Here is a 25382-nt window from a genome sequence, read left to right as displayed (position 1 = left end):
GAACGAATGATTGGACTGATGTTGTTCGTATCGAACAAGATAAATTTTTCGCCTGAAGAGGCTGCTACACCAGAGGCTCTTGCAGAGCGTTTAGAGACAATTTGCGATACTTTCCTAATTGCTGAAATTGATGGCACTGTAGCTGATTATATCGAAGGACCTGTGATTTCGGAACGATATCTTACAGATGACTTGTTCTACAAGGTAACTCCTAATGCTAGTCAAGGAGGCTATATCGCGGTTACTAGTTTATCTATCTCCAAAGACTTTAAAAGGCAAGGTGTTGGAACATCCTTGATTGCAGCTTTTAAAGACCTGGCTATTGCTCAAAAACGTCAAGGGATTAGCTTGACTTGTCATGATTACCTGATTACCTACTATGAGATGAATGGTTTCATTGACGAAGGTGAGTCCAAATCAAACCATGGCGATAGTATTTGGTATAATATGGTCTGGGAGAACCCAGAAGGCTAGTAATACCAGTGTTACGTTACTGTGACAAAGAACCAATTGATTTGCATTAACTGGTTTTTTAAGATATAATGGCGTTTGTTACTATAGAGGAGGTATGCCTTGACGGACAAGCATAATGAATACTCGGAATCTGCTGAAGATAGCCTAAGCTTTAAAAATCAGATTCTTCGAGATTTACAAGAAGCGACACGGCTCCGTTCTCTTCGTGAGGAGGAGCATAAAAAAAGTGCAGCTGTTCCCGAGACACCACTTTCAATGTCAGCTGATAGCCATGCAATAGATTCTGGATCAGCGTCAAATAAAGTAAGTAACCAAAATTTGAGTTCTCATTCTGTTGCTCATAGTGCTATAGCTAAAACTATGACTTCTGAGACGGTTCGAGATTTTCAATATAGTGTTGACTTGTCTTCTAATTCTCAAGCTGATTCTTCAGCCCCTGATGTCCATTCAAACGTAATATCAAGTCCTAAAGAGCAAGTTGATAAGGAGAAAAATTTAAGTATTCCTCAGGAGACTGAAATATTGAAACGTCGTTTTAAACGTCCAGTTTGGGAAACTAGTCTTAACGCGGAATCAGAGGAAAAATATATTCCTGCAGATGTTGCTAAGGAGCTTATTGAAGCTAAGGCTAAAGAAGCTATCTACACGAATCCTAAAGAATTGGTGTCCAAGATGACATCAGAACGTCAAAAAGAAGCATTTTTGCGGGAACATCATACAGTAAGTAATCACTCTGAACCAGTAAGAGTTCAGTCAGATCTAGTAACTGATGGCAATGAGGGTGATGAGAGTATTGCTTTAGCAGCAGCCTCTGAAAAATCTAACAAAAAGAAACGTAAGAAAGTGAAGAAGAAAAAGTCTTCGCCAAAAGATGTTAAACAGGACGGAATCATCAACGAAGAACCGATTTCACGCTCCAACCGAAATCAAAAACTCATTAAAAATAATCGTCGTGCAGGACGAGTTGCAAGAAACATCATTGTCTTCTTGATTCTTATCTTATCATTAGCTGGATTCTTTGGTTATCGATATGTTAGTGATGCAGTTGGTGCAAAAGATGTCAAGTCGACTAAGTTTATTAGTGTTGAAATTCCTGAAAATTCAGGTAGCAGTTACATCGGTCAGTTGTTGGAATCAGCTGGTGTCATTAAATCTGGTAAAGTCTTTAATTACTATACCAAGTTTAAGAACATTTCAAATCTAAAAAGTGGTTACTATAACCTTCAGCCTAGTATGACTATGGATGAAATTATTGAGGCACTTCAGAAAAAAGGAAGTGATAAGCCTCAGGAACCATCTCTGGGTACAGTCTTGGTTAAAGAAGGATACACCATTGAGAAAATCGCCAAGGCGGTTGAAGTTAATTCATCAGCTAAAAAAGGTAAACATTCATCTACTGGACTTAAGGAAAAAGACTTCTTGAAACTTATGAAGGATGATGATTTCATTACTAAGATGAAAGCGAAGTACCCAACCTTGTTGGCAAACCTTCCGAATTCTACAGATGCTAAGTATGTCCTAGAGGGGTATCTGTTTCCAGCGACTTATAATATTCATGACGATACGACGGTGGAATCTTTGGCAGAGGAAATGCTATCTACGATGGACACCCACCTATCACCATACTATGCAACAATTTCATCAAGTAACCACAACGTTAATGAAATCTTGACTCTAGCTTCTCTTGTTGAAAAAGAGGGAGCAACTGATGATGACCGTAAAAACATTGCTAGCGTTTTCTATAATCGTCTTAATTCAGACATGGCCCTGCAAAGTAATATCGCGGTTCTTTATGCTCTTGGAAAACTTGGTCAAGAAACGACCTTGAAAGAAGATGCAACGATTGATACGAATATTGACTCCCCTTATAATGATTATGTTCATAAAGGGTTGATGCCTGGTCCTGTAGATAGTCCTAGTCTGTCGGCAATAGAAGCGGTTATCAATCCATCTTCTACCAAGTACATGTACTTTGTTGCGGATGTATCAACTGGTAATGTCTATTTTGCTGAGAGCTATGAAAAGCACCAGCATAATGTTGAATCTTATATTAATAGCAAACTAAAAGATAAATAGTCTGATTGGTTAATTAAAATTCAGTAACTGACTACTGAGTTTGATTTCAAACCAACTGGCTAAAAAAATAGGAAAGAGAAAAAAATGGCAGAAAAAACATATGTAATGACCCTAGCAGAAAAAAAACAACTTGAAGCAGAATTGGAGGAGTACAAACTCGTACGTCGTCCGGAAGTTGTAGAACGCATCAAGATTGCCCGTTCTTATGGTGACCTTTCAGAAAACTCTGAGTATGAGGCGGCTAAAGATGAGCAAGCCTTTGTTGAAGGTCAAATTCAAATTCTTGAAACAAAGATTCGTTACGCAGAAATCGTTGATAGTGATGCTGTTGCTAATGACGAAGTTGCGATTGGTAAAACAGTTGTTGTGCAAGAAGTTGGTACAAGCGACAAAGATACTTACCATATCGTTGGTGCAGCCGGTGCTGATATTTTCTCAGGTAAAATTTCAAATGAAAGCCCAATTGCTCAAGCCTTGATTGGTAAGAAAGTTGGAGATAAAGTAGCTATCGAATCACCAGCAGGTAGCTACTCTGTTGAAATCCTTAGTGTAGAAAAAACATCCTAAGCAAATGTTAGGACAAAATTGTCTAGCATTTGAATAAACATCGAAATACCTACATGGTGTAGTAGCTTTTTGATCCTTGTGGGAGTGAGGCAGAACATTTGTTCTGTCTCACTCCTTTTTTAGTTACCAGAGATAATAGGAGCTAGGTTAGTCTTAGTTTATCTATAAGAAAACACTCTTGAAGTTTTTTGAACTAAACCCCAAAAGTTAGACAGAAACAATCTACCTTTTGGGGTGTTTTATTATGAAATTAGCTTATGAAGATAAAGTTCAAATATATGAATTGAGAAGACAAGAGGAAGAGTACCTAAAATGGGGGGGTAAACGCAAGTATTCTTCATACCAAGGAGAAGTTGGCAAGAAAGCAGATAACCTATTCAACGTCAATTTGAAAGCTCTAAACCAATGGAAAAGTGTTATACGGATGTGACAGAGTTTGCAATTCCAGCAAGCAGCCAAAAGCTCTATTTATCACCAGTATTAGATGGCTTCAATAGTGAAATCGTCGCTTATAATCTTTCTAGGTCGCCGAATTTAGTACAAGTGAAAGCTATGCTAGAACAAGCTTTTACAGAGGAGCATTACGAAAATACAATTCTCCATAGTGACCAGGGATGGCAATGTCAACATGATTTCTATCATCATTTTTTAGAGGGTAAAGGAATCCAACCGTCCATGTCACGTAAGGGAAATAGTCTAGACAATGGTATGATGGAGTCCTTCTTTGGCATTCTTAAGTCTGAGATGTTTTATGGTTACGAGAAGACGTTTCACTCACTTGAGCAATTGGAACAAGCTATTGTAGACTATATTGATTATTATAGTTAATTGAAACAAGGACAGGACAAAAGTGCCTCAAGAAAAGTATCGCAATTTGGCAATACTTTTCTGAGGTGTTTTTTAATTTGAGCCCATGTTTTCTCAATGGGATTATACTCAGGTGAGTAAGGAGGAAGTGGTAAAAGTCTATGACCCTGCTCCTTGCATAACTCTTTTAGCTTATTCATCCTATGAAACCTTGCATTGTCCATAATGATAACAGATGGTTTATCTAAAGTGGGTAGTAAGAATGTTTTAAACCAAGCTTCGAAAAAGTCACTAGTCATGGTTTCTTTGTAGGTCATTGGGGCTATAATCTCACCGTTTATAAGACCTGCGACTAAAGATAGCCGCTGGAATCTTCTTCCAGAGACCTGACCAGTGATCAACTGACCTTTCAAAGATCGACCATATTCTCGATGAAAATATGTCTCAAACCCTGTCTCGTCAATATAAACAGGTGTCAAGTGACTTAAGTTATTAAATTCTTTAAGGAACTGATTTACTTTCTCAGGGTCTTGTTCATAGTAGGTACAGCTCTTTTTTTTCGAGTATATCCCATAGCTTTGAGAGCGTAATGAATAGCTGTTGGATGACAGCCAAATTCAGAAGCTATTTCAGTCAAAAAAGCATCTGGATGAGCATCAAGATAGTTCTTTAATTTTTCTCTATCAACTTTTCTCGGTTTGGTTCCCTTAACTTGGTGATGAAGCTCGCCTGTAGTCTCCTTTAATTTTAGCCATTGATAGATGGTGTTGCGGGAAATATCGAAAACAACAGATGCTTCAGTAATACTGCCGGTTTTCTCACAGTATGCGAGAACTTTTTTACGAAAATCTAATGAATATGCCATAAGTACATTATACCACAAATGTACTATTTTTGTTTCATTTTACTATACAATAACAAACTAATCAAGGTAAAACTAAAAGGACTTATTTCTGTGCAATACAGAACTAAGTCCTTTGTGTAAATTAATTGTCTAACTTTTTGGAATCAGTATACTCTTCCAAGAGTGTTTTTGTAGCTTATTTACGATTTTGCTTACCAGCGTTACGGTTTTTTTTGGCTTTATTTGCAATTGCTTGGGTATTTTTTGGAGTAACATCTTTACGCTTGTTTGGTATTGTACGAGGGGCTTTTGGAGGATTCTTTTTGAACTCTTCAGCAACTTTCTCTTTTAAGCGAGGTTTGATGATATAGTTAGTAATCAACTGCTGGATAATAGAGAAGATACCACCAACTAACCAGTAAAGGATTACGGCTGCAGGTGAGCTAATACCAAAGAAAATCATCATGATTGGCATGCTGTACATAGTCGCCGCCATTTGCTTACGTTGCTCCTCAGGAACTTGTTGAATAGACAACCAAGATTGGAAATAGTAAAGAGCGGCAATGATGATAATCAATGGGAAGTCACGATGACCGAGGTTAAACCAGAGGAAGTCATCCTTGAGTACACCAGGAGTGTAACGTGCTGCATAGTAAAGCGCTGAGAAGAATGGAAACTGAATCAATAGAGGAAGACAGCCAATACCGCCCATCAAGCTAAGACCGTTTTCACGTTGAGCTTGCATGAGTTCAGATTGAGCAGCCATTTTTTCTTCTTGAGTTTTAGCGTTACGCAAACGTTCGTTTATTGGTTCCAAGATAGGGGCTAGGTACTCACGTTTTGCTGATTGGTAGGCTGCACTACGAGATTGGTGAAGACCAAGTGGTAATATAATCGAACGAACAATGATAGTTACGAAGATAATACCAAGACCAAATCCCAAACCAAGATTGTTTGCGAAGTAGGTGATGATGTGGCTCATAGGACGACCAAGTAGGTTCCAGACCCAGCCAGTGGGATTACCAGACTTATCAAGGCTCACACATCCTGATAGGAAGAGAAGCATGCTGGCAGCAAGCCCCATAAGGGCTAGACGTTTTTGAATTTTATTCACAATATCATTCCTTTTGTTTTTTAGTTATACTTGTCTATTTTACCCTTTTTTAAGGAAGAGAACAAGCTAAAAACGGAGGCATCATCTTAATTCGCCATGCGAAAATCACTGTAATTTGAGAAGTTAGCCATGGTTACATCAACATAGGTTACATTAGACCATTTTGAAGGTCCTTTTCGAACTTCTTGGATAAACTTAGCTAACTTAGCAGGTTTATCTGATTGCGCTAGAATTTCAACAGTTCCATTATCGTTGTTCCAGACTCGACCGTAAATATCTCCAATTTCGAGTGCTAATGCATAGGTTGAATAACGAAAACCAACACCTTGGACTCTTCCTGAGACTAATAATCTTACTTTTTGCATGGGCCATGACCTCCTTTTGAAAATTCTTTCTTTCAGTATAATCCTTACTATAAAGTCGGTCAAGTCCTAGATTTATCAAGGAATTTCTGCTACAATGAGTGTATGGAAGTCATTCAATCAAAGCAAAATGCTAGTATCAAGACTGCTAGAAAATTGTTGCAACGCAAGCACCGTAAAACCAGTTATCTTATAGAAGGATGGCATCTCTTCGAGGAAGCAAAGGCAAGTGGTGCGCATATTCTTCAAATTTTTGTGCTTGAGGAGATGGCTGACCGTGTAGCTAATATGTCTAAGGTTAAGTTGGTTAGTCCGGAGGTTCTTAAGGAGCTCTGTGAAACTCAGACGCCTCAAGGGATTGTTGCAGAAGTTGCTAAACAAACTCAAGCTTTGCCAGACCCTCTTTCAGGGAAGTATCTGCTATTGGAGGATGTTCAGGATCCTGGTAATGTTGGGACAATGATTCGAACAGCAGATGCTGCAGATTATGATGGGGTCTTTTTATCAGATAAATCCGCTGATATTTATAATCAGAAGACCTTACGTTCTATGCAGGGAAGTCATTTTCATCTGCCAATCTACCGTGGACCAATTCTTGAGATGGTTGAAACTTGTAAAAAACAAGATTTACCAGTCTTGGCAACGACTCTCTCAGAGGTTTCCGTTGACTATAAAGCAGTTAAGACAGACGGTAATTTTGCCCTAGTGATGGGAAATGAAGGTCAGGGAATCAGTAAGGAAATGGCTGAGTCCGCTAATCAACTGGTACATATTAACATGCCAGGCCAGGCAGAGAGTCTTAATGTTGCTGTTGCTGCAGGGATTCTCATGTTTAGTCTCTAGGTCCTAAGGATGATTTTATTGAGAAACATTCGCCTTTTAAGATAAATTTAAGCTCTAGTGATATAATGAAGAAGTATTAGAAACATTCATGAGGTATTATTATGAATCGACCAGAAGATGATAAAGAATTCATGGAAGTTGTTGGACATTTGATTTCACACCCACGTTTTCAAAAATTGGATGGGATTGTCCAACATTATCATTCGACACGTTTGGAACACTCGGTTAATGTTAGTTACACCAGCTACAAGATTGCTAAAAAATTAGGTTGGGATGCTGAGAGCACTGCCCGAGGTGGTCTCTTGCATGATTTTTTCTATTATGATTGGCGAGTAACCAAATTTAATAAGAGTCATGCTTGGGTGCACCCACGGATTGCTGTTCGTAATGCTAGAAAGCTTGTTAATTTAAACAAAAAAGAAGAGGATATCATCCTCAAACATATGTGGGGAGCAACTATTGCACCGCCGAAGTATAAGGAATCTTATATCGTTACCATGGTGGATAAGTACTGGGCTGTTAAAGAAGCAGTGACACCTTTACGAAATCGCATTAAAAATAGTAAGTTTTTTCCGTCGCAATACTCTACAAAGTAGCCACAATTAATTTATTAAACTCAGGAGATATTTATGAAATCAAATGCAATTTATACAACTAGTGATGCAGGATTAAATCGCTTTTTCGGGAAGATTTATGGCCTTGTTGGTATTGGGGTAGGGCTTTCAGCAGTCATTTCTTATCTGATGTTATTCCCTCTCTCTCATCTTTTTGTCAACATTCTCATGAATTATTCTTGGATCTATATGGCAGCTATTTTTGTTGAGTTAGCCTTGGTTTTTTTGGCTAGTGGTGCTGCAAGAAGAAATACGCCTGCGGCTCTGCCTTTATTCTTAGTTTATTCTGCTCTGAATGGCTTTACACTTAGTTTTATCATCGTTCAATATACGCAAGCTATTGTTTTCCAAGCTTTCCTAAGTACTGCCATTGTCTTCTTTGTCATGGCACTTATCGGAGTTTCTATTAAGCGTGACTTGTCAGGAATGGTCAAATTTCTTATGGCAGCTTTGATTGGAATCATTGTGGCTAGCTTAGTTAATATTTTCTTTGCAAGTAGCACGATGAGTTTTGTGATTAGTATTGTATCAGTTCTCATTTTCTCTGGTTTAATTGCTTATGACAATCAGTTAATTAAAAAGGTTTATTATAGTACTAATGGTCAAGTCACAGATGGATGGGCGATTTCTATGGCGCTTAGTCTTTACTTGGATTTTATTAACTTGTTCTTGAATATCTTGCGAATCTTTGCGAGGCGTGACTAGTTAAAAAAATCAGCCATTCGGCTGATTTTTTTGTGTTTAACGTTTTTTGTAATTGTTTCTTGTTGACCTGTATAGGTGTAGGAGAGTAGATAGTAATCTCATTTTTCGACCTAGCCATCTTTATCGGAAAAGGCCTACTTATCGTCTTTCTTAGTGAGTTCAACTGAGCAATCCTTAAAGATATTTATTTCGTCTGTCTATGCTACTGATGGACTTACTTTTTTTGATTGAATTAGGTAAATAAGTTTCCATGCAGTATTGTCTAGTCAATTGGTCGCGATTTCCAGCGTTAGCACCATTGCTTTGTAGGTAGTTTTTAAGATCGTCAATAAGCCTTGGATGGTTAGCCACATATGCATCGTCTGCAGCTCTCATACTGATAGTTGACATGTCAATGTTAAACTCCGTCTTATCTTTAGTAACGAAAATGTTGTCAACAGAGTAACTACCCCGTTCACGGTTAGAAGTTTGAGTCCATCCGAAAACTTTTGGAATTTCATCTCCAGTTGGTTTGATATGATCAGTTTAATCATAGCTATATTGAAGACTATCTGAGAAATATTGACTAAGTTCACTCTTAGCCTTGCCTAGGTCAGTAGAAACAAATTTATTGTAATTTTTACTTTCTCCACCTAGAAGAACTGCGTTAAAATAAGCATCAATATCTTTTTTAACATTGGTAGTTGTTTGACCATCGAAATTTTTTGGACTAGTTGAAACCGTCTGCCCCTCTGTCTTTCCATCTTTTGATTTAAAATAGAGTTTATATTTTTAATCGTTGTTCACTTCGAAAAAGAGAGACTGGTCTTGTAGTCATTAGCTTCAACTTTTCCAAAGTCATCTGTAGCATTTTCTACGTTATTATTTTTGGTGAGGAGAGTAGGTAGGTCATCTTTGTCAATCTTACTTGCTGTGACTTTTTTACCATCCTCATCTTTGAGGTAAAATTGTTTAGTAGATGTTTTTAGCTCATTTTTCATATCTTCAGAAATTTGCTCACGTTTGAATGAGGCTTCAACCAAGGTCTGATCATCTTTAAGTTTGAGGGCTCTTCTAGACATATAGATAATGTCGTTAACAGAAAGCTTAAAATCGAGTTTTGGTTTGGCACATGCTGACAATGTAAAAACGGCTATTAGAGAAATCGCCCCAGAATAAAGATATTTTTTTATACATAATTCCCATTATTTCATTAAGTTGACACGTCTATTGTATTATGAAATATCCCTTGAGATTATTAGAAATTTGGATTTCAAGCCTTTTCTTATGCTATAATAAGGTTACTATTGTAAAAAATGGAGAATAAAATGACAAAAACACCCTTTATTACGGCGGATAAACTCGATCAAATCACTGCAGAATTTCCAACACCTTTCCACCTTTACGATGAAAAAGGTATTCGTGAAACAGCGCGTGCAGTTAATGCAGCCTTTTCATGGAATCCTGGTTTTAAAGAATTCTTTGCTGTAAAGGCAACACCTAATCCAGCAATTCTCAGAATCTTGAAGGAAGAAGGGTGCGGTGTAGATTGTGCGACTGATACAGAGCTTGTCATGAGTAACAAAGTTGGTTTTGATAGTACTGCTATTAGTTTTACGTCTAATGATACACGAGCAGAAGAATTTGTTTACGCGCGTGATATCAATGCGATAATTAACCTTGATGCTTACGAAGATATTTTCTTCTTGGAAGAGTCTGCAGGGATTCCTGAAACGCTTTCTTTACGCTTTAACCCAGGTGGTGTCTTCTTACTTGGTACAGATATTATGGATCATCCTGAAGAATCTAAATTTGGAATGACTAAGGAGCAACTTTTCAAAGGTTATGCCTACCTTAAAGAAAAAGGGGTGAAATCATTCGGTTTGCATGCCTTCTTGGCGTCAAATACAGTAACGAATGAGTACTATCCAACCTTGGCTGCTCAACTCTTTGAATTGGCTGTAGAAATCAAGAATGAGCTTGGTATCAGCCTTGACTTTATCAACTTATCAGGTGGTGTTGGGGTAGACTACACGCCAGCGAACAAGCAAAACGATATTGCTGCTATCGGTGAAGGTGTTCATACTAAATTTGATGAAATCCTTGTTCCAAATGATCTTGGGGATATCAGTATTTACACTGAACTTGGTCGTTTCATGACAGCGCCACACGGACTCCTTGTTACTAAGGTTCTCCATATTAAGGATACTTATCGACGTTATGTTGGTGTTGATGCTTCTGCAGTTAACTTGCTTCGCCCAGCAATGTACGATGCCTACCACCACATTACTAATATGACTAATCCAAATGGTGATATTCAAGTGGTTGATGTCACAGGTTCGCTTTGTGAAAACAATGACAAGTTTGCTAAGAACCGTGAATTGCCTGAGGCTCGTATTGGGGATACCTTGGTTATCCATGATACTGGTGCCCATGGTTTTTCAATGGGTTATAACTATAATGGCCGTCTTCGTTCGGCAGAAATCCTCTATCAAGAAGATGGAACAGCGCGAATGATTCGTCGTGCAGAGACTATGAATGATTATTTTGCGACACTTGACGGATTTGATTTTGAAATTTAACAAAAAAGCTAGACCTAGGAGGTCTAGCTTATTTTGCTTTAATAATAACCGCTTCAAGAAGTGTATTGGCCGTCCCTTCTGGAGATTCAATGCAGCCTTCCTTTAGCCAGAGTGCCAAAATGGTAACAATGGTAATGACGTAAACTTCCGAAGAATACTTGACTGGAATATGATAGCTTCTTTCCATAAGTTCTGTGACATTTTCAATATCATAGTTAAGGATGGTCTCGATAATGAACTCACAAATCAATTCATTGATGTTTGGGATATGTGTCATTAATGTGCGACAGAGCTTATGATTTTCCTTAAGATATCGTAGCATCTCGGTTAGAACACCTTTTTGATAGGTCATATACTTTTGCAGAATACTTGAAACTTTATCTAAAATCTTAGACAAGGTAGTTTCAACCAAGTTATCTTGATTTGAATAGTAGTAGAAGGTTGGTCTGCTGAGACTTACTTTTTTGATGATGTCTGTGGTGTTGATTTGTTCGAGTGAACTCTCTTCTGAGAGTTCAGTAAATGTATTGACAATTTTTTGTTTGGAAATAGTTGCTTCCTTTAGCATAAGTAAGCCCCTTTATATAAACATAATAATTTCAAGACTTATATAAAAACCTAATTTTTTCCCTGAAATCTTACAAGTATTTCGCAGTTGTAAGAAAAAGAAGCTGAAACTCTCATTTTATCAGTATTTTAGATAAGTAATTTTTTTGCGGACTCGTTAAGAAACTAACGTCTTGTTTGTCAGTAAGGCCTATTTTTGCTATAATATAAGGTAAATCAACGTTATAGGAGAATTAAATTTATGAACACCGTCCTTTGGATTATTCTTGTTTTTGTAGCCCTTTTGGGTGGCTTCTACGGAGGCGCATATTTTTCCCGCAAACAAATTGAGAAAGAATTAGCTGAAAATCCTCGTTTGAATGTGGACGCTGTTCGTACAATGATGTCGGCAGCAGGCCAAAAGCCTAATGAAGCTAAAGTGCGTCAAACATATAATCAGATTATTAAACAACAAAAACAAGCACTTGCAAATAGCAAGAAAAAATAATGGTGGGGGAGCTGGGACGTGAATCTCAGCTTTTTACATGTAATGTAAGGGGATAAGGAGGCAAGATGGATAATCGACCTATAGGATTTTTGGATTCTGGTGTCGGAGGCCTGACGGTAGTACGTGAACTTAAACGTCAGTTGCCTCACGAGTCCATTGTTTATATTGGTGATTCTGCTAGGGCTCCATATGGCCCCAGACCAGCAGGACAAATCAGAGAGTATACCTGGCAGTTGGTTAAATTTCTCCTGACTAAAGACGTAAAGATGATTGTTATTGCTTGCAATACGGCGACAGCAGTGGTTTGGGAGGAAATTAAAGAGGCTTTGGACATTCCAGTACTAGGTGTGGTTTTGCCTGGTTCTAGTGCTGCCATTAAGTCTAGCCGGTCTGGTCAAATTGGTGTCATTGGTACTCCTATGACAATTTCGTCTAATATCTATGAGCAAAAAATTAAGCGTCTGGCCCCACAAATGAATGTCCTGAGTTTGTCCTGTCCCCGTTTTGCCCCAATTGTTGAATCAAATGAAATTAATTCAAGTGTGGCTAAAAAGATTGTCTATGAAAGCATGGCTCCTTTAGTTGATAGGGTAGATACCTTGGTTTTGGGTTGCACCCACTACCCACTTTTACGCCCGATTATTCAGAATGTTATGGGGCTAAGTGTCAAATTAATTGATAGCGGAGCTGAAACTGTTCGTGATGTTTCTGTCTTGCTCAATTACTTTGAAATTAACCGTAGTCGTGAGGTCAAAGACAAGACGGAAGAATACTACACCACAGCTAGTGTGCTTGGTTTTAAAGAAATTGCTGAGCAGTGGCTGGGTGAGGAAGTTACTGTCCAACATGTAGATTTGGATAAGGAGTTAGAAAATGACTAAATCAATTTTTGAATATAAGGATGATCAAGACTGGTACTTGGCTAGTTTTGGAAGCTATAATCACTTGACATGTTTTGGTGATGATGAGGCCTATGAACAATATGTTGACTTTTTTCAGGGCTTGACTAGCACCTTGGATGTTAGTGGTTTTCAGTTACATGTTGTTAAACACTCTTCGGATCTTCGCTTAGTGTCTTTTATTTTGGATTGTTTGAAAGAGGAGCTTGGTCGAGACTTGGTCGTTACGCAACATCAAGGAACTTTGCTTGTAAGTGAAGGGGATAAGCTTCTCTATGTCCACGTACCTAGAGAAGGTGTCTCCTTGGATGATTTCTTTGGTTCTGATAATAAATCAGACTTTGGTGATGTTTTGTTGATTGCGACACGCAACGAAGGAAAAACCAAGGAGTTTCGGAAACTCTTTGGAAAGCTTGGTATTAAGGTAGAAAATCTTAATGATTATCCAGATCTTCCTGAGGTTGCTGAAACTGGTATGACCTTTGAAGAAAATGCACGCTTGAAGGCGGAAACTATTTCGAAATTAACTGGGAAGATGGTTCTTTCAGATGATTCAGGTTTGCAGGTAGATGTTCTTGGAGGTTTGCCAGGTGTGTGGTCTGCTCGTTTTGCGGGTCCAGAAGCTACCGATGCTGAAAATAATGCTAAGTTACTGCATGAACTTGCCATGGTACTTGATGATAGCAAACGCTCTGCCCAGTTCCATACAACCTTAGTTGTTGCAGCACCTGGACGTGATAGTTTGGTTGTTGATGCAGACTGGAAAGGTTATATTGGTCGAGAACCTAAAGGTGACAATGGTTTTGGTTATGATCCCCTTTTCTTAGTTGGTAATACGGGTAGGACAGCAGCAGAGCTTTCTACAGAGGAAAAAGATGAACAATCTCACCGTGGACAAGCTGTTAAGAAACTTATGGAGGTATTCCCAGCATGGCAGAACAAACAATAATCGTAATGAGCGACTCTCATGGAGAACGTGATATTGTAGTAGACATAAAAAAACGTTATCAAGGGAAGGTAGATGCCATTTTCCATAATGGAGATTCTGAGTTAGAATCAAGTGATTCTGTTTGGGAAGGTATCCATGTGGTTCGTGGTAACTGTGACTATGATTCAGGTTATCCAGAACGTTTGGTCGTGAAACTTGGTGATGTGATTATTGCGCAAACGCATGGTCATCTCTTTGGGATTAATTTTACCTGGGACAAGTTGGATCTTTGGGCACAACAAGAGGATGCTGATATCTGTCTATATGGGCATTTACATGTGGCAGCAGCTTGGCGAAATGGTAAGACAGTGTATATCAATCCAGGTTCTATTTCACAGCCACGTGGCCCAATCCATGAGAAACTCTATGCTAAGGTGATTATAAACGATGCAAAGATTCGTGTGGAATATTATACACGTGACCATGAACTTTATTCAGAACTTACACAGGAATTTGAACGATGATTGCTAAAGAATTTGAAGATTTTTTGTTGGCTCACTTAGACAACTATTTGATCCCATCAGATCAAGTTACTATTTTTATTGATAGCCATAACGCTGATCATGTGGTTTTGCTTTTGACAAGCAATGGTTATTCACGTGTGCCCGTTTTGACTAAGGACAAGCATTATCTTGGGACAATATCTTTGGCGGATATCAAGCGTTACCAAGATGAACATAACTTGCAAGAGTGGGAGATGGTTAATCGCGATATCGGACCGATGACTTCAGATGTTGTGGCAACAGTGAAAGATGATGCTAATCTAAGTGAGGTAATGCATAAGCTGGTTGATAATCCTTTCCTTGCAGTAGTTGACAGCCAAGGCATTTTTAAAGGAATTATTACACGAAAATCAATTCTCAAGGCAGTTAATAGCCTCTTACATGACTTTACACATGACTATATCATCATTCCAAAAACAACTAACAACTCAGATAACTAATTTTCTAGCTAGGAAGACCATTTCTGATAGCTCAAAACAAGCTTATGCTTATGATCTTAAGCAGTTTGTAAACTGTCTTCCAGGACGAGTAGATCAAACCAGTCTCAAGCTTTATGAAAATCAACTTAAGGAGTGGAAGCCTTCTGTGCAAAAACGTAAGCGCTCGGCTGTTAATCAGTTTTTGCTTTACCTTTATCAAAAGGGTGAGCTAGAGGAGTTTTTTAAACTGTCAGAGACTGCACCACTCCCTTCTCAGCAAGAAGAGTTAGAAATCTTTGATTTGTCGTCGCTATATGAGGGACAAGAAGGGCCCGGTAAACTGGCTTGTCTGTTTATTCTAGAGTTAGGACTCTTACCTTCGGAAATCTTGGAGCTGAAATGGGAAGATATCGACTTGGATTTTGGTGTTGTAACCGTGGCTAAGGGAAGTACTAAGCGTGTTCTCAGACTGGATGGAGCTTTGAAAGAGCTCTTATTTGGGATTAAAAATGACAATAGTCAGGGATTAATTTTGAGTAAGGCTTTTACCCGTCAGTGGCTGTATAAGCAGATTCAATCTTATGTTGGTGGATGCGGCTTATCGGGGGTAACTGCTCAAGTCTTGCGCCAGCAATATATCCTTAGACAGATTGAAAAGGGAACGGGCGCCTTTGAACTTGCTCGTTTACTTGGGCTAAAAAGTCCAGTGACCTTGGAGAAATACTATAAAGCCTAATGGATATTAAGTTAAAAGATTTTGAGGGGCCACTGGATTTGTTGCTCCATCTGGTTTCTAAGTATGAAGTAGACATTTACGATGTTCCCATTGTTGAGGTCATCGAGCAATACTTGGCTTATTTGGCGACCTTGCAAGCTATGAAGCTAGAGGTTGCTGGGGAATATATGCTTATGGCTAGCCAGCTCATGTTGATTAAGAGTCGAAAACTATTGCCGACAGTTGTAGAGGATGAGCCTGAAGCGGATGATCCAGAACTAGAGCTCTTGAGTCAGCTAGAAGAATATGCACACTTCAAAGCAGCTAGTCAAGTGTTGGCTAAGAAGCATGAAGTGCGAGCTCAGTATTTTTCAAAACCAAAAGTAGAATTAGTTTATGAAGATGTGACGCTGAATCAGGATAAGACGATTCAAGATATTTTCTTGGCTTTTTCAAAAATCATGGCTGAAAAGCAAGAAGAAATTCGTCGAAGACACACGACTATTGCACGTGATGATTATAAGATTGAAGACATGATGTTAATCATTGAGGAGGCCTTTAGTGCGAAAAATAAATTGTTTTTAGATGAGCTTTTTTCAGATGCTAAGGATATGAATCAAGTGATTACACTCTTTTTGGCAACTCTTGAATTAATTAAGATACATCGAATCTCGGTACAGCAGGAAACAATTTTTGGAACAATTACTCTAAGAAAGGAATGGACGAATGAGTAGTCACTTAGCACGATTAGAAGCCCTACTTTTTGTAGCTGGTGAAGATGGTCTTAGTCTAAGGACTATGGCACAGCTCTTGGAAATACCAGTGACGGGACTGACTCAGTCCTTAGAAAAATTGCAAGCCAAGTATGAGGCAGATGAGGACACAGCACTTTGTTTATTGGAATCGTCAAATACCTATAAGATCGTGACTAAGCCTGATTTTGCATGTCTTCTGCGTGACTATTCTAAAACGCCAATCAACCAAAGTCTATCCCGAGCGAGTCTCGAGGTACTTTCTATAGTTGCTTATAAACAGCCCATTACTCGCGCTGAAGTTGATGATATTCGAGGTGTCAATTCCAGTGGTGCTATTGCCAAGCTTCAGGCTTTTGGTCTCATTCGAGAGGCTGGTAAAAAGGATGCTGTGGGTCGTCCCAACCTATATGCGACAACTGATTATTTCTTGGATTATATAGGAATTAACAGTTTAGACGAACTTGTGGCCATTGATCAACTAGAACTTGAAGAGCAAGAAACGAGCCTATTTAGGGAGGATGCTCCAGAAGATCTTGAGGATTTGGACAATTAAGAGTAAACCTTGTTGAAACTAATCATTAAAAATTAAGAAACATAGCAGAAATGCTAGGTAGAAAGGATACAGCTGAAGCTGTAGAAAAAAGAATGCGAATTAATAAATATATCGCCCACGCTGGTGTGGCTAGTCGTCGTAAAGCTGAGGAATTGATTAAAGAAGGCCGTGTGACTTTAAACGGTAAGACCGTTATGGAATTGGCAACAATTGTCAAAAATGGCGACATTGTCGAGGTAAATGGAAGCCCAATTTATAATGAAGAAAAGGTATACTACCTTCTTAATAAACCACGTGGGGTTATTTCTTCAGTATCTGATGAGAAAAACCGTAAGACGGTTATTGATCTAATGCCCCATGTTAAGGAACGTATCTATCCTGTTGGTCGTCTTGATTGGGATACGACTGGCCTTCTTATTTTAACAAATGATGGTGACTTTACCGATAAAATGATTCACCCACGTAATGAGATTGATAAGGTTTATTTGGCGCGTGTTAAAGGTATTGCGACCAAGGAAAATCTTCGTCCTTTGACTCGTGGTGTGGTGATTGATGGTAAAAAAACTCAGCCGGCCCATTACAATATTATCAAGGTGGATCATGAAAAGAACCGATCAGTCGTCGAGTTGACGATTCATGAAGGGCGAAACCATCAGGTTAAGAAAATGTTTGAATCAGTAGGTTTGATTGTTGATAAGTTGTCACGTACCCGTTTTGGTACCCTAGATTTGACAGGACTACGTCCAGGAGAGTCACGCCGTCTAAGCAAAAAAGAAATTAGTCAGCTTCATAACATTGCTGTTAACAAGGTTAAATGATGAAGAAGTTTCTGATTGCGTTAGTAAAGGCTTATCAGAGATGGCTTTCTCCCCTGTTTCCACCGTCTTGTCGTTTTCGTCCAACTTGCTCAGTCTATATGATTCAAGCAATAGAAAAACATGGTTTAAAGGGAGTTCTTATGGGAATCGCCCGTATCTTAAGATGCCATCCCCTATCAGAGACTGGTGACGACCCAGTACCAGATTATTTTAGCCTAAAACGTAAAAAAACTCCTTTGGACAATTGAATCCAAGGGAGCTTTTTTATGCTTAAATTTTTGACCATGTTTTTGGTAGGAATAGGAGCAATAAAGGATAGATTTCCAAACGTCCAGCAATCATAGCAAATCCCATGATTAGCTTAGACAAAGGACTAAAAATAGCGAAGCTATCAGTTGTTCCAAGTAAAGGTCCAATATTGTTAAATGTTGAAGCGGCAGCACTTGTCACAATCAAGAAATTTTGATTATCCAAGGACAGGATTGTAACTAGACTTAGTATGATCAACACATATACAGCCAAATATTTAAGAACGCTATGCTGTGTTTCTTTATCAAGAACACTTCCATTAATGTGTAGAGATAGGATACGGTTAGGATAGAGGCTAGCTAAGGTCTGATTACGTGCAATTTTAGCAATAATCATAGCACGGATAACCTTGAAGCCACCAGCTGTAGAACCAGCTGATCCCCCGATAAACATCAGGAGAAGCAGGATGTACTGAGAAAATAGTGGCCATTTGGTAATATCTGTTAGGCCAAATCCCGTCGTTGTGATAATCGTTGACACTTCAAAGAATGAGTATTTAAACGAGTTAGCTAAACTGTGGTAAATTCCAAAAATATTGAGGATAATTAAACTTGTTGATACCGCAATAATCGTAAGATAGGTACGTAGCTCTTCATCTTGGAAGAAGAATCTGATTTTGCGAAGCAGGATATAGAAGTACAAGTTGAAGTTAACGCCAAATAGTAGGGTACCAACTGTAACCACATAAGTAATTAAATCGCTGTTATAGTGGGCAATAGAGTCATTATAGACTGCAAATCCACCGGTACCAGCACCTCCCATCGCAATGACAATACTATCAAAGAGTGGCATGCCACAAATCCATAGAATCATAGCAAAGATCACAAACATGCCCAGATAGATGATGTACAAAATCTGAGCTGTATTTTTGAGCTTGGCAACGACCTTACCAAAGACTGGACCAGGCACCTCTGCACGCATAACCTCATGATGAACATTTTTACTGTTGTTCATGATGGCTAGAGCAAAGACCAGCACCCCCATCCCTCCAATTAGGTGAGCGAAGCTTCGCCAGAAGAGGAGAGAATGGGTCAAGACCCCAGTATCTGTGAGAATAGTAGCCCCTGTAGTTGTGAAACCTGAGCTCATTTCGAAGAAGGCATCGATGACACTTGGGATTTGCCCGGCAAAAACAAACGGTAATCCCCCAAAGAAGGACCAAAGTACCCAACAGAGGGCTACAATGAGCATTCCTTCTTTGGTGTAAATGCGGTAGTTCTTAGGTTTAAAGAGAGTACCAAGCACTCCGATAAAAAGGAGGATCGCCATAGTCCCCAAAATGCTGGTAAATACCTTGGCATCTTCTTGATAAATAAGAGCCACGATAAGAGGTACAACTAAGAGTCCAGCTTCAATGAGGAGCAGTTTAGAAATAAGAAAACGGACAATAGATCGATTCATGGCAGCCTACCTCTTCAATAAGTCGTAAATGTGGGTTACGTTTTGCAAGAGAGTAACGACCACGATTTTATCGCCAATTGCCAATTTATCTTCTCCAGTTGGGACGATGGCTTTTCCATTACGGATGATAGCAGCAATAAGGACACCATGAGCGAATTTAAGTTCAGAAAGTTTCTTCCCAGCAATTTTATTGTTTTCCTTAATTTGGAATTGTAGGGTCTCGATACGGCCATTAGCTACGTGGTGAAGCGCGTCAAGACTAGAATCTTTGGCGTTATAGTGACCACGAACAAAGTGCATAACGGTATCAACAGCAATACTCTTAGGAGTGACAATTGTTGTTGTCTCACGTGTATCGACAATCTCTAAAAGACTGGTACGGTTGACCTTGGTAATATTTTTATGGACACCAAGACTTTCAAGGAACATAGAGGTGATGATATTTTCCTCATCTACTCCAGTTAGAGTAGCAACAGCATCATAACTAGCTGCGCTCTCTTCAAGAAGAAGGTCTTTAGCAGTACCATCTCCTAAGATAACGGAAACTTCAGGGAATACTTGACTAAAGGTTTGCGCACGGTCCATTTTCTGTTCAATCAATTTGACCTTAATACGGTTGTTTTTCAAGATATTTAGTAAGTAGTAGGAGATACGTCCAGCACCAATCAACAAAAGTTTTTTGATGCTTTTTGGTTTAATATAACTGTGGAAAAGTGCCATGTCAACACGTTTCCCAGTTACATAGATCTTATCCCCAGCTTGCATGGTAGCATTCCCATATGGAATGGTGAGGTCGCCTTGACGATCAATCATACAAACCAAGATGTTACCGAATTTCTTACGAAATTGTTCCATTGTCATACCGGACAATCGGCTTGTCTCAGTGACCCTAAATGCCATAAGGATAACCCGTCCATTAGCAAAGGTTTCAACTGATAGAGCGTTTGGAAATTCAACGGTATTGGCAATATAGCGAGCAGTTAAAAGTTCAGGGTTAACTACTAATGAGAATCCGAGGAAGTTTTTGTCTTTGAAATAAGTATTAGAATATTCTGGGTTACGTACACGAACGATAGTTTCTTTTGCACCCATTTGTTTTGCCAGAACTGCTGATATCATGTTTACTTCATCTTTATCAGTCATGGCGATAAAGACATCGCAGTTATTAACCTCGGCTTGTTCCAAAATCTTGAAATTTGCCCCATTTCCAGCAAAGCCCATAACATCGTAGCGTTTACTGATGCGTTTGAGGACCTCTTCCTTTTCTTCAATTAAAATAACGTCGTGCTTCTCATCAACAAGAGAACGACAGAGTGCCGTACCGACTTTACCAGCACCTACGACAATAATACGCATGAGTTACCTCCAAATAATCATTACTATGATACTTTATTCTGGCCGAAAAATCATCCTTTTCAGCCAGCTTTATAGGTTATTCCTGTAAAAAAGGTGATGAAGTTAAAAATATTAATTTTTTTTCTACTAATAGTGTTGACTTTTACAGCTAAAGTGCTAAAATATACTCAACCATTCACTATTTTAAATCTAACCTGTCATGATTTAAGCTAATGAATGTCCATAACCATGTCGTCTGCTGAGCTTGACTCCGGGCGACATGGCATTTTTTATGTCTAGGAGAAGTCAGATGTCACGTAATCATATTGTCTTGTTTGAGCCCCGTATTCCACAAAACACTGGAAATATTGCACGTACCTGCGCAGCAACCAATAGCCCCCTCCACATCATTCGACCTATGGGGTTTCCAATTGATGACAAGAAGATGAAGCGCGCAGGCCTGGACTATTGGGATAAGCTTGATATCACTTATTATGACAATTTGGCTGATTTTATGTCTAAAAATCATGCTGGTCGTTTGCATCTAGTAACGAAGTTTGCGGATAAGACGTATTCAGAAGAGGTCTATGCTGATGGTGAGGATCACTATTTTATGTTTGGTCGTGAGGATACAGGCCTACCTGAGGACTTTATGCGTGAGCATCCTGAAAAAGCTATTCGTATTCCTATGAATGATGAACATGTCCGTAGTCTTAATGTCTCAAATACGGTTTGTATGATTGTCTATGAAGCTCTTCGTCAGCAGCAGTTTGAGGGGTTGGAGCTGAGTCACCGCTACCATCATGATAAATTAAAATAGATACTTCATGTTGTCTTAAAAGAATAAGTATAGTTATTGACTATCAACAAATTAGAAATCCATAAATTAAGAACCTTGTCACCAAGGTTTTTTTGTGTTATCCTTAAAGGGTCTTCGGGGCAGGGTGAAACTCCCGACCGGCGGTGATTCTTTGGATAAGTCCGCGAGCGCAAGCTGATGAGGTGTAATTCCTCAACCGACAGTATAGTCTGGATGGAAGAAGACCAGTCTTTTTGCGTAGGCTTTTTTTGGCATAGGCAAATCCATTGGGAACTTCTTTCAAATTGTTAAAATTTGGAGGAATTTTTTTATGACAAACACACATAAATTGGCTTACATTGCCATTTTATCTGCAGTTTCATTCTTGTTGCTTTATTTTTCATTTCCATTGATTCCAGCAGCAGACTTTTTGAAGGTTGATTTTTCAATCCTTCCTGCTCTTATCGCCTTGGTTATCTTTGATTTTAAGAGTGCTATTGGTGTTCTCTTGCTTCGTTCATTGTTAAAGCTCTTACTAAACAATGGTGGCCCAGGATCAATGATTGGGCTTCCTATGAATTTTGTTGCTCTAGGAGTCTTTGTTTGGGGCCTAAGCTATTTTTGGAAGAAAAATCAAACAAGCAAGAATTATATTCTTGGTTCTGTTTTAGGAACGATTTTGCTTACAGTTGCCATGGTTGTTCTTAACTACATTTATGCAGTACCACTCTATGCTAAATTTTCTAACTTTGATATTGCGCAATTCATAGGTCTTTATAAATACCTTTTCGCTATGGTAGTACCTTTTAACTTACTGGAAGGCTTGATTTTTTCAGTAGCTTTTGCTCTTATTTATGCCCCGCTTAAGTCTATACTAGTAAAATTATAAATATGAAACACAAATACACACATTATATTTACGCTTCCTTTGCCTTTTTGTTATTTGTTATTCTCGGTTACATGGTTAAGTTCTACCCTGAAGCCTTGACAGAATTTGATAGCAGCATACAAACTAGGGTTCGAGGAGACTTACCAGCAGGACTGACACGCTTCTTTAAAACAATTACCATTCTTGGGAATACGCCTATACAGGCTATTATTGCAATCGTAGCAGTCATCTGGCTTTATCTACGTCAGTATAAATCAGAAGCTATCTTTGTGGGAGCCAGTGGGCTTCTCGCTAGTATCTTGATTGTAAGTTTGAAGTATATTTATCAGCGTCAGCGCCCATCAATTACGCATTTAGTGCATGCTAGTGATTATTCTTTCCCTAGTGGTCATTCTTTGGGGACATTTATGATTCTTGGAGCAATTGCCATTGTCCTTGCTCAGCGTTTGGAGAAAAAAGAATCTAAAATAGTAGTTTATGCTATTACTGGGCTTCTGATTTTCCTTGTTGGACTTTCGCGTATTTATGTAGGTGTTCATTATCCAACTGATGTTTTAGCTGGCTTTATCCTAGCGTTTGGCTTGCTTAATGCTGTCTATCCAACTTATGACCGTATTCGCTTTGAATGGCGATTTCAAAGCAAACAGAAATAAAACAATATGCAGTTCTGAACTGCATATTTTTGTTGGATAATCAAGATTTATCTTATAAAAACATTATTTTGTTATTAATGTATAAAAATATCGTATTTAAGACTAATATTCTGTTAAAAAATAATTAACTATATATTAAATATATTACAATTGTGATATAATATTTTTAAAGTTTTGATATAAAGGAGATTCTCTTGAACTTAAAAGACAGCATTGGACTAAGAATCAAAACTGAGCGTGAACGCCAACAGATGTCACGTGAAGTGCTATGTTTAGATGGTGCGGAATTGACTGTTCGCCAGTTAATTCGTATTGAAAAGGGGGAGTCTCTCCCGTCTTTAGATAGATTATCGTATATTGCTAAACGTTTAGGAAAAAGTATGACAGAGTTATTGGATCAAGACAATATTACCATTCCTGACGAATATTATGAAATGAAGAATCGTTTGATTAAGTTTTCAACGTACAGAAACCCTGACAGAATAAAGTCTAAACTTACTTTGATTGAGGAAGTCTATGAGAAATTTTTTGATATTCTTCCAGAAGAAGAATTATTAACTTTAGACATTCTCGAAAATATATTGAGTTTTACTAGCTGGGAGGAGAGTCCAAAAGTTGAGGAGATATATGAAGACTTGTTTGAACAAGTCAAAAGGAAGAGGAAATTCTCAACTAACGATTTATTAGTCATTGACTATTATTTCTTTCATCTTTATGGGAGAAAACAGTATGACAAAAAACTATTTGAAAGAATTATAAAGAGAGTATTAAATCAGGAAATTTGGACAGATGATGTTTACAATATTGTTTTATTTAATGATTTGATGGCTATTGCTGCTTTAAAGATTTTTCACAATTCCTTCTCAGACTTCTTAACAGTTGTGGATAAAGCCTTAGCTGTCATAGAAAAATCACAATTATATAGCTACAAGCCTAGTGTTTTTGTACTTAAGGCTAAATATGAACTTCTGCATAAAGAAAACAAGAAAGAGGCTGCAGAGAATTATGATAAGGCCATAGTGTTTGCTTCCGTTTTGGAAGACTCGGTTTTAGAGGAAAGTATAAAGGCAGGAAAATTGGCAGATGGTTTATAGAAATGGTGGTGACATAAATGTCACTATTTTTTTTAGGGTTAAATATGTACTATAGAAATATAAATAATAGTTAAAAGGAGTTATATTTTGAAAACCCTGAAAATATTTGTACTATTTTCACTACTTATTGCTATCTTGCCTTATTTTGCAGGATGTCTTTAATAAGGAGCCATCATGCCAAAATGTCCATATATTTCACAGGTTGTTCAGCGTGATTGTGGGGTAGCTGCCTTAGCTATGATTCTCAAGCACTATGGTTCATCCTATAGTTTGGCTTATTTGCGGGAGTTAGCTCAGACTTCTCGTGAAGGAACTTCTGCGCTTGGTTTGGTTGAAGCGGGCAAGCAGTTGGGGTTTGAAACTCAGGCCATTCGTGCAGATTTAGACTTGTTTAAATAAGAAAACCTATCTTCCCCTTTTATTATACATGTGGTTAGGGATGGTGGTATTCAACATTATTATACATTATTTGGTAAGGACAAGGGGCAGGTTGTAATTGGTGATCCAGATCCTAGCAAGAATGTCATTAAATTGTCCCTAGAGGATTTTGACAAGGAATGGACAAGGGTTGCTCTATTTTTTGAACCAGGAGAAAACTACATTAAATATAAGGAAGAGGTACCTGGTCTTCTTTCGTTTTTACCAATTTTATTTCGTCGTAAAAGTTTGATAGCAGTCATCGTCTTGCTGAGCTTTCTGGTGACCCTTGTTAATATTATTGGTTCTTATTATTTGCAGTCTATTATAGACCGCTTGATTCCTCAAGAAGACTATTCTCTTCTGATTGTGATTTCTCTCGGTTTGTGCTCGCCTATCTAGCCCAACAAGTCTTCACTTTTTTCAAAGATTATCTTCTACATCGATTGGGTAATTACTTCTCCATTTCTGTTATCCTTCCTTATATCAAGCATGTCCTTTCTTTGCCCATTAGTTTCTTCGGTTCACGTCGTACTGGTGAAATCACGTCATGTTTTGGAGATGCCAACACTATTATCGATGCTCTAGCTTCAACAATCTTATCGATTTTCCTAGATGTCACCATTGTGATAACTTTAGCTGTCGCCCTTATTTTACAAACCGTTCTCTTTTTTTGATGACCTCAACTTTTAGTTCCTCTTTATGTTTTGATTATTCTGGCCTTTTATAAGCTTTTTGAGAAGGAAAATTATCAATTAATGGAGGCAAATAGTCAGGTCAATACTGCTATTATTGATGATTTACGTGGTATTGA

At 38.3% G+C, this 25382-nt stretch carries 29 protein-coding genes, 4 pseudogenes and 1 riboswitch; of the genes and pseudogenes, 26 read left to right on the top strand and 7 right to left on the bottom strand.

Going from position 1 to position 25382, the window contains the following annotated elements; translation table 11 throughout:
- Positions 1-6: 6 nt before the first annotated feature.
- The 4 genes and pseudogenes from MHH90_RS08645 to MHH90_RS08630 all read left to right on the top strand — a co-directional run.
- Positions 7-474, top strand: coding sequence for a GNAT family N-acetyltransferase (locus MHH90_RS08645; RefSeq protein ID WP_084830494.1), 468 nt, complete (start codon positions 7-9; stop codon positions 472-474).
- Between the two features lie 99 nt (positions 475-573).
- Entirely contained in the window at positions 574-2550 is a 1977-nt protein-coding gene (gene mltG / locus MHH90_RS08640; protein ID WP_340725890.1) for an endolytic transglycosylase MltG, read from the top strand.
- An 84-nt stretch (positions 2551-2634) separates the two neighbouring features.
- On the top strand, positions 2635-3117 hold the full coding sequence (greA, locus tag MHH90_RS08635; RefSeq protein ID WP_011680708.1) for a transcription elongation factor GreA: 483 nt from the start codon (positions 2635-2637) through the stop codon (positions 3115-3117).
- A 322-nt stretch (positions 3118-3439) separates the two neighbouring features.
- Positions 3440-3942, top strand: a pseudogene (locus MHH90_RS08630) (IS3 family transposase); the annotation flags it as partial.
- Here the strand turns inward: MHH90_RS08630 and MHH90_RS08625 are convergent.
- A protein-coding gene (locus MHH90_RS08625) for an IS630 family transposase (protein ID WP_340725797.1) occupies positions 3942-4789 on the bottom strand; the annotation gives its coding sequence in 2 pieces (ribosomal slippage) (positions 3942-4486 and positions 4486-4789; 849 coding nt in all). The pseudogene MHH90_RS08630 and the gene MHH90_RS08625 overlap by 1 nt on opposite strands.
- 33 nt (positions 4790-4822) lie before the next feature.
- On the opposite strand from MHH90_RS08625, the pseudogene MHH90_RS10305 reads away from it, so the two are divergent.
- Positions 4823-4909: pseudogene (locus tag MHH90_RS10305) on the top strand (IS3 family transposase); the annotation flags it as partial.
- Between the two features lie 55 nt (positions 4910-4964).
- On the opposite strand, the gene yidC reads toward MHH90_RS10305, so the two are convergent.
- Positions 4965-5882: a membrane protein insertase YidC gene (yidC, locus tag MHH90_RS08620; protein ID WP_113870437.1), complete on the bottom strand. Its 918-nt coding sequence runs from the start codon at positions 5880-5882 to the stop codon at positions 4965-4967.
- 86 nt (positions 5883-5968) lie between these two features.
- Complete coding sequence (locus MHH90_RS08615) at positions 5969-6247, bottom strand: acylphosphatase (RefSeq protein WP_065972893.1); 279 nt, start codon at positions 6245-6247, stop codon at positions 5969-5971.
- Between the two features lie 102 nt (positions 6248-6349).
- Between MHH90_RS08615 and MHH90_RS08610 the strand changes: the two genes are divergently transcribed.
- The 3 genes from MHH90_RS08610 to MHH90_RS08600 all read left to right on the top strand — a co-directional run bounded on the left by MHH90_RS08610 (position 6350) and on the right by MHH90_RS08600 (position 8406).
- Positions 6350-7087: a TrmH family RNA methyltransferase gene (locus MHH90_RS08610; RefSeq protein ID WP_084828462.1), complete on the top strand. Its 738-nt coding sequence runs from the start codon at positions 6350-6352 to the stop codon at positions 7085-7087.
- A 101-nt stretch (positions 7088-7188) separates the two neighbouring features.
- The gene (locus tag MHH90_RS08605) at positions 7189-7683 is read left to right on the top strand and encodes an HD domain-containing protein (RefSeq protein ID WP_011680712.1); all 495 of its coding nucleotides are present in this window, start codon (positions 7189-7191) and stop codon (positions 7681-7683) included.
- 33 nt (positions 7684-7716) lie between these two features.
- A complete protein-coding gene (locus MHH90_RS08600; protein WP_002949470.1) occupies positions 7717-8406 on the top strand; it encodes a Bax inhibitor-1/YccA family protein in 690 nt (229 codons plus the stop codon).
- A 782-nt stretch (positions 8407-9188) separates the two neighbouring features.
- Here the strand turns inward: MHH90_RS08600 and MHH90_RS08595 are convergent.
- Positions 9189-9467 carry a hypothetical protein gene (locus MHH90_RS08595; RefSeq protein WP_224103192.1) on the bottom strand — a complete coding sequence of 93 codons (279 nt, stop codon included), beginning with the start codon at positions 9465-9467 and terminating at the stop codon, positions 9189-9191.
- A gap of 246 nt (positions 9468-9713) precedes the next feature.
- Between MHH90_RS08595 and MHH90_RS08590 the strand changes: the two genes are divergently transcribed.
- The gene (locus MHH90_RS08590) at positions 9714-10967 is read left to right on the top strand and encodes a diaminopimelate decarboxylase (protein ID WP_071417480.1); all 1254 of its coding nucleotides are present in this window, start codon (positions 9714-9716) and stop codon (positions 10965-10967) included.
- A gap of 28 nt (positions 10968-10995) precedes the next feature.
- Here MHH90_RS08590 and MHH90_RS08585 read toward each other — a convergent pair whose 3' ends face one another.
- Positions 10996-11535 carry a TetR-like C-terminal domain-containing protein gene (locus MHH90_RS08585; protein WP_014607944.1) on the bottom strand — a complete coding sequence of 180 codons (540 nt, stop codon included), beginning with the start codon at positions 11533-11535 and terminating at the stop codon, positions 10996-10998.
- 240 nt (positions 11536-11775) lie between these two features.
- On the opposite strand from MHH90_RS08585, the gene MHH90_RS08580 reads away from it, so the two are divergent.
- The 11 genes and pseudogenes from MHH90_RS08580 to yidD all read left to right on the top strand — a co-directional run bounded on the left by MHH90_RS08580 (position 11776) and on the right by yidD (position 17919).
- Positions 11776-12021 carry a YneF family protein gene (locus MHH90_RS08580; protein WP_002949478.1) on the top strand — a complete coding sequence of 82 codons (246 nt, stop codon included), beginning with the start codon at positions 11776-11778 and terminating at the stop codon, positions 12019-12021.
- Positions 12022-12086: 65 nt separating this feature from the next.
- A complete protein-coding gene (gene racE, locus MHH90_RS08575) occupies positions 12087-12902 on the top strand; it encodes a glutamate racemase (RefSeq protein ID WP_002949483.1) in 816 nt (271 codons plus the stop codon).
- Positions 12895-13833, top strand: a pseudogene (locus MHH90_RS08570) (nucleoside-triphosphate diphosphatase); the annotation flags it as partial. The gene racE and the pseudogene MHH90_RS08570, both read left to right, overlap by 8 nt.
- Complete coding sequence (locus MHH90_RS10300) at positions 13796-13900, top strand: hypothetical protein (protein ID WP_370869437.1); 105 nt, start codon at positions 13796-13798, stop codon at positions 13898-13900. The pseudogene MHH90_RS08570 and the gene MHH90_RS10300, both read left to right, overlap by 38 nt.
- A complete protein-coding gene (locus MHH90_RS08565) occupies positions 13851-14372 on the top strand; it encodes a metallophosphoesterase (protein WP_011225437.1) in 522 nt (173 codons plus the stop codon). The genes MHH90_RS10300 and MHH90_RS08565 overlap by 50 nt, the downstream gene beginning before the upstream one ends.
- Entirely contained in the window at positions 14369-14851 is a 483-nt protein-coding gene (gene cbpB / locus MHH90_RS08560; protein ID WP_002949488.1) for a cyclic-di-AMP-binding protein CbpB, read from the top strand. The genes MHH90_RS08565 and cbpB overlap by 4 nt, the downstream gene beginning before the upstream one ends.
- Positions 14805-15566, top strand: coding sequence for a site-specific tyrosine recombinase XerD (gene xerD, locus MHH90_RS08555; protein WP_023909388.1), 762 nt, complete (start codon positions 14805-14807; stop codon positions 15564-15566). The genes cbpB and xerD overlap by 47 nt, the downstream gene beginning before the upstream one ends.
- On the top strand, positions 15566-16279 hold the full coding sequence (locus tag MHH90_RS08550) for a segregation/condensation protein A (protein WP_011225440.1): 714 nt from the start codon (positions 15566-15568) through the stop codon (positions 16277-16279). Before xerD ends, MHH90_RS08550 begins: the two co-directional genes overlap by 1 nt.
- Complete coding sequence (gene scpB / locus MHH90_RS08545) at positions 16272-16853, top strand: SMC-Scp complex subunit ScpB (protein ID WP_011225441.1); 582 nt, start codon at positions 16272-16274, stop codon at positions 16851-16853. Before MHH90_RS08550 ends, scpB begins: the two co-directional genes overlap by 8 nt.
- Before the next feature lie 92 nt (positions 16854-16945).
- A complete protein-coding gene (locus MHH90_RS08540) occupies positions 16946-17671 on the top strand; it encodes a pseudouridine synthase (protein ID WP_024704178.1) in 726 nt (241 codons plus the stop codon).
- Positions 17668-17919, top strand: a complete 252-nt coding sequence (yidD, locus tag MHH90_RS08535) for a membrane protein insertion efficiency factor YidD (RefSeq protein ID WP_037623168.1) — start codon at positions 17668-17670, stop codon at positions 17917-17919. Before MHH90_RS08540 ends, yidD begins: the two co-directional genes overlap by 4 nt.
- Positions 17920-17941: 22 nt before the next feature.
- On the opposite strand, the gene MHH90_RS08530 is transcribed toward yidD, so the two are convergent.
- Entirely contained in the window at positions 17942-19381 is a 1440-nt protein-coding gene (locus MHH90_RS08530; protein ID WP_084825761.1) for a TrkH family potassium uptake protein, read from the bottom strand.
- Between the two features lie 6 nt (positions 19382-19387).
- Complete coding sequence (gene trkA, locus MHH90_RS08525; RefSeq protein WP_014621137.1) at positions 19388-20737, bottom strand: Trk system potassium transporter TrkA; 1350 nt, start codon at positions 20735-20737, stop codon at positions 19388-19390.
- A gap of 259 nt (positions 20738-20996) precedes the next feature.
- Between trkA and MHH90_RS08520 the strand changes: the two genes are divergently transcribed.
- The 6 genes and pseudogenes from MHH90_RS08520 to MHH90_RS08495 all read left to right on the top strand — a co-directional run bounded on the left by MHH90_RS08520 (position 20997) and on the right by MHH90_RS08495 (position 25245).
- Positions 20997-21536 (top strand): tRNA (cytidine(34)-2'-O)-methyltransferase, encoded by a 540-nt coding sequence (locus MHH90_RS08520; RefSeq protein ID WP_372585740.1) that lies wholly within the window; start codon positions 20997-20999, stop codon positions 21534-21536.
- Positions 21537-21642: 106 nt separating this feature from the next.
- Positions 21643-21765: riboswitch (FMN riboswitch) on the top strand.
- An 81-nt stretch (positions 21766-21846) separates the two neighbouring features.
- Positions 21847-22404 (top strand): ECF transporter S component, encoded by a 558-nt coding sequence (locus MHH90_RS08515; RefSeq protein ID WP_011680718.1) that lies wholly within the window; start codon positions 21847-21849, stop codon positions 22402-22404.
- 2 nt (positions 22405-22406) lie between these two features.
- Positions 22407-23057 (top strand): phosphatase PAP2 family protein, encoded by a 651-nt coding sequence (locus tag MHH90_RS08510; RefSeq protein WP_011680719.1) that lies wholly within the window; start codon positions 22407-22409, stop codon positions 23055-23057.
- A 194-nt stretch (positions 23058-23251) separates the two neighbouring features.
- Positions 23252-24151 carry a helix-turn-helix domain-containing protein gene (locus MHH90_RS08505; RefSeq protein ID WP_340725887.1) on the top strand — a complete coding sequence of 300 codons (900 nt, stop codon included), beginning with the start codon at positions 23252-23254 and terminating at the stop codon, positions 24149-24151.
- Positions 24152-24325: 174 nt separating this feature from the next.
- Positions 24326-24970 (top strand): annotated as a pseudogene (locus MHH90_RS08500) (cysteine peptidase family C39 domain-containing protein).
- Positions 24955-25245 carry an ABC transporter transmembrane domain-containing protein gene (locus tag MHH90_RS08495; RefSeq protein ID WP_194238295.1) on the top strand — a complete coding sequence of 97 codons (291 nt, stop codon included), beginning with the start codon at positions 24955-24957 and terminating at the stop codon, positions 25243-25245. The pseudogene MHH90_RS08500 and the gene MHH90_RS08495 overlap by 16 nt, the downstream one beginning before the upstream one ends.
- Positions 25246-25382: the final 137 nt, after the last annotated feature.

It is taken from the genome of Streptococcus sp. FSL E2-3488 (assembly GCF_038003585.1).
Lineage (GTDB): Bacteria > Bacillota > Bacilli > Lactobacillales > Streptococcaceae > Streptococcus > Streptococcus thermophilus.
The sequence above is the reverse complement of the archived record's forward strand: the minus strand, read 5'-3'. Positions and strand labels throughout refer to the sequence as shown.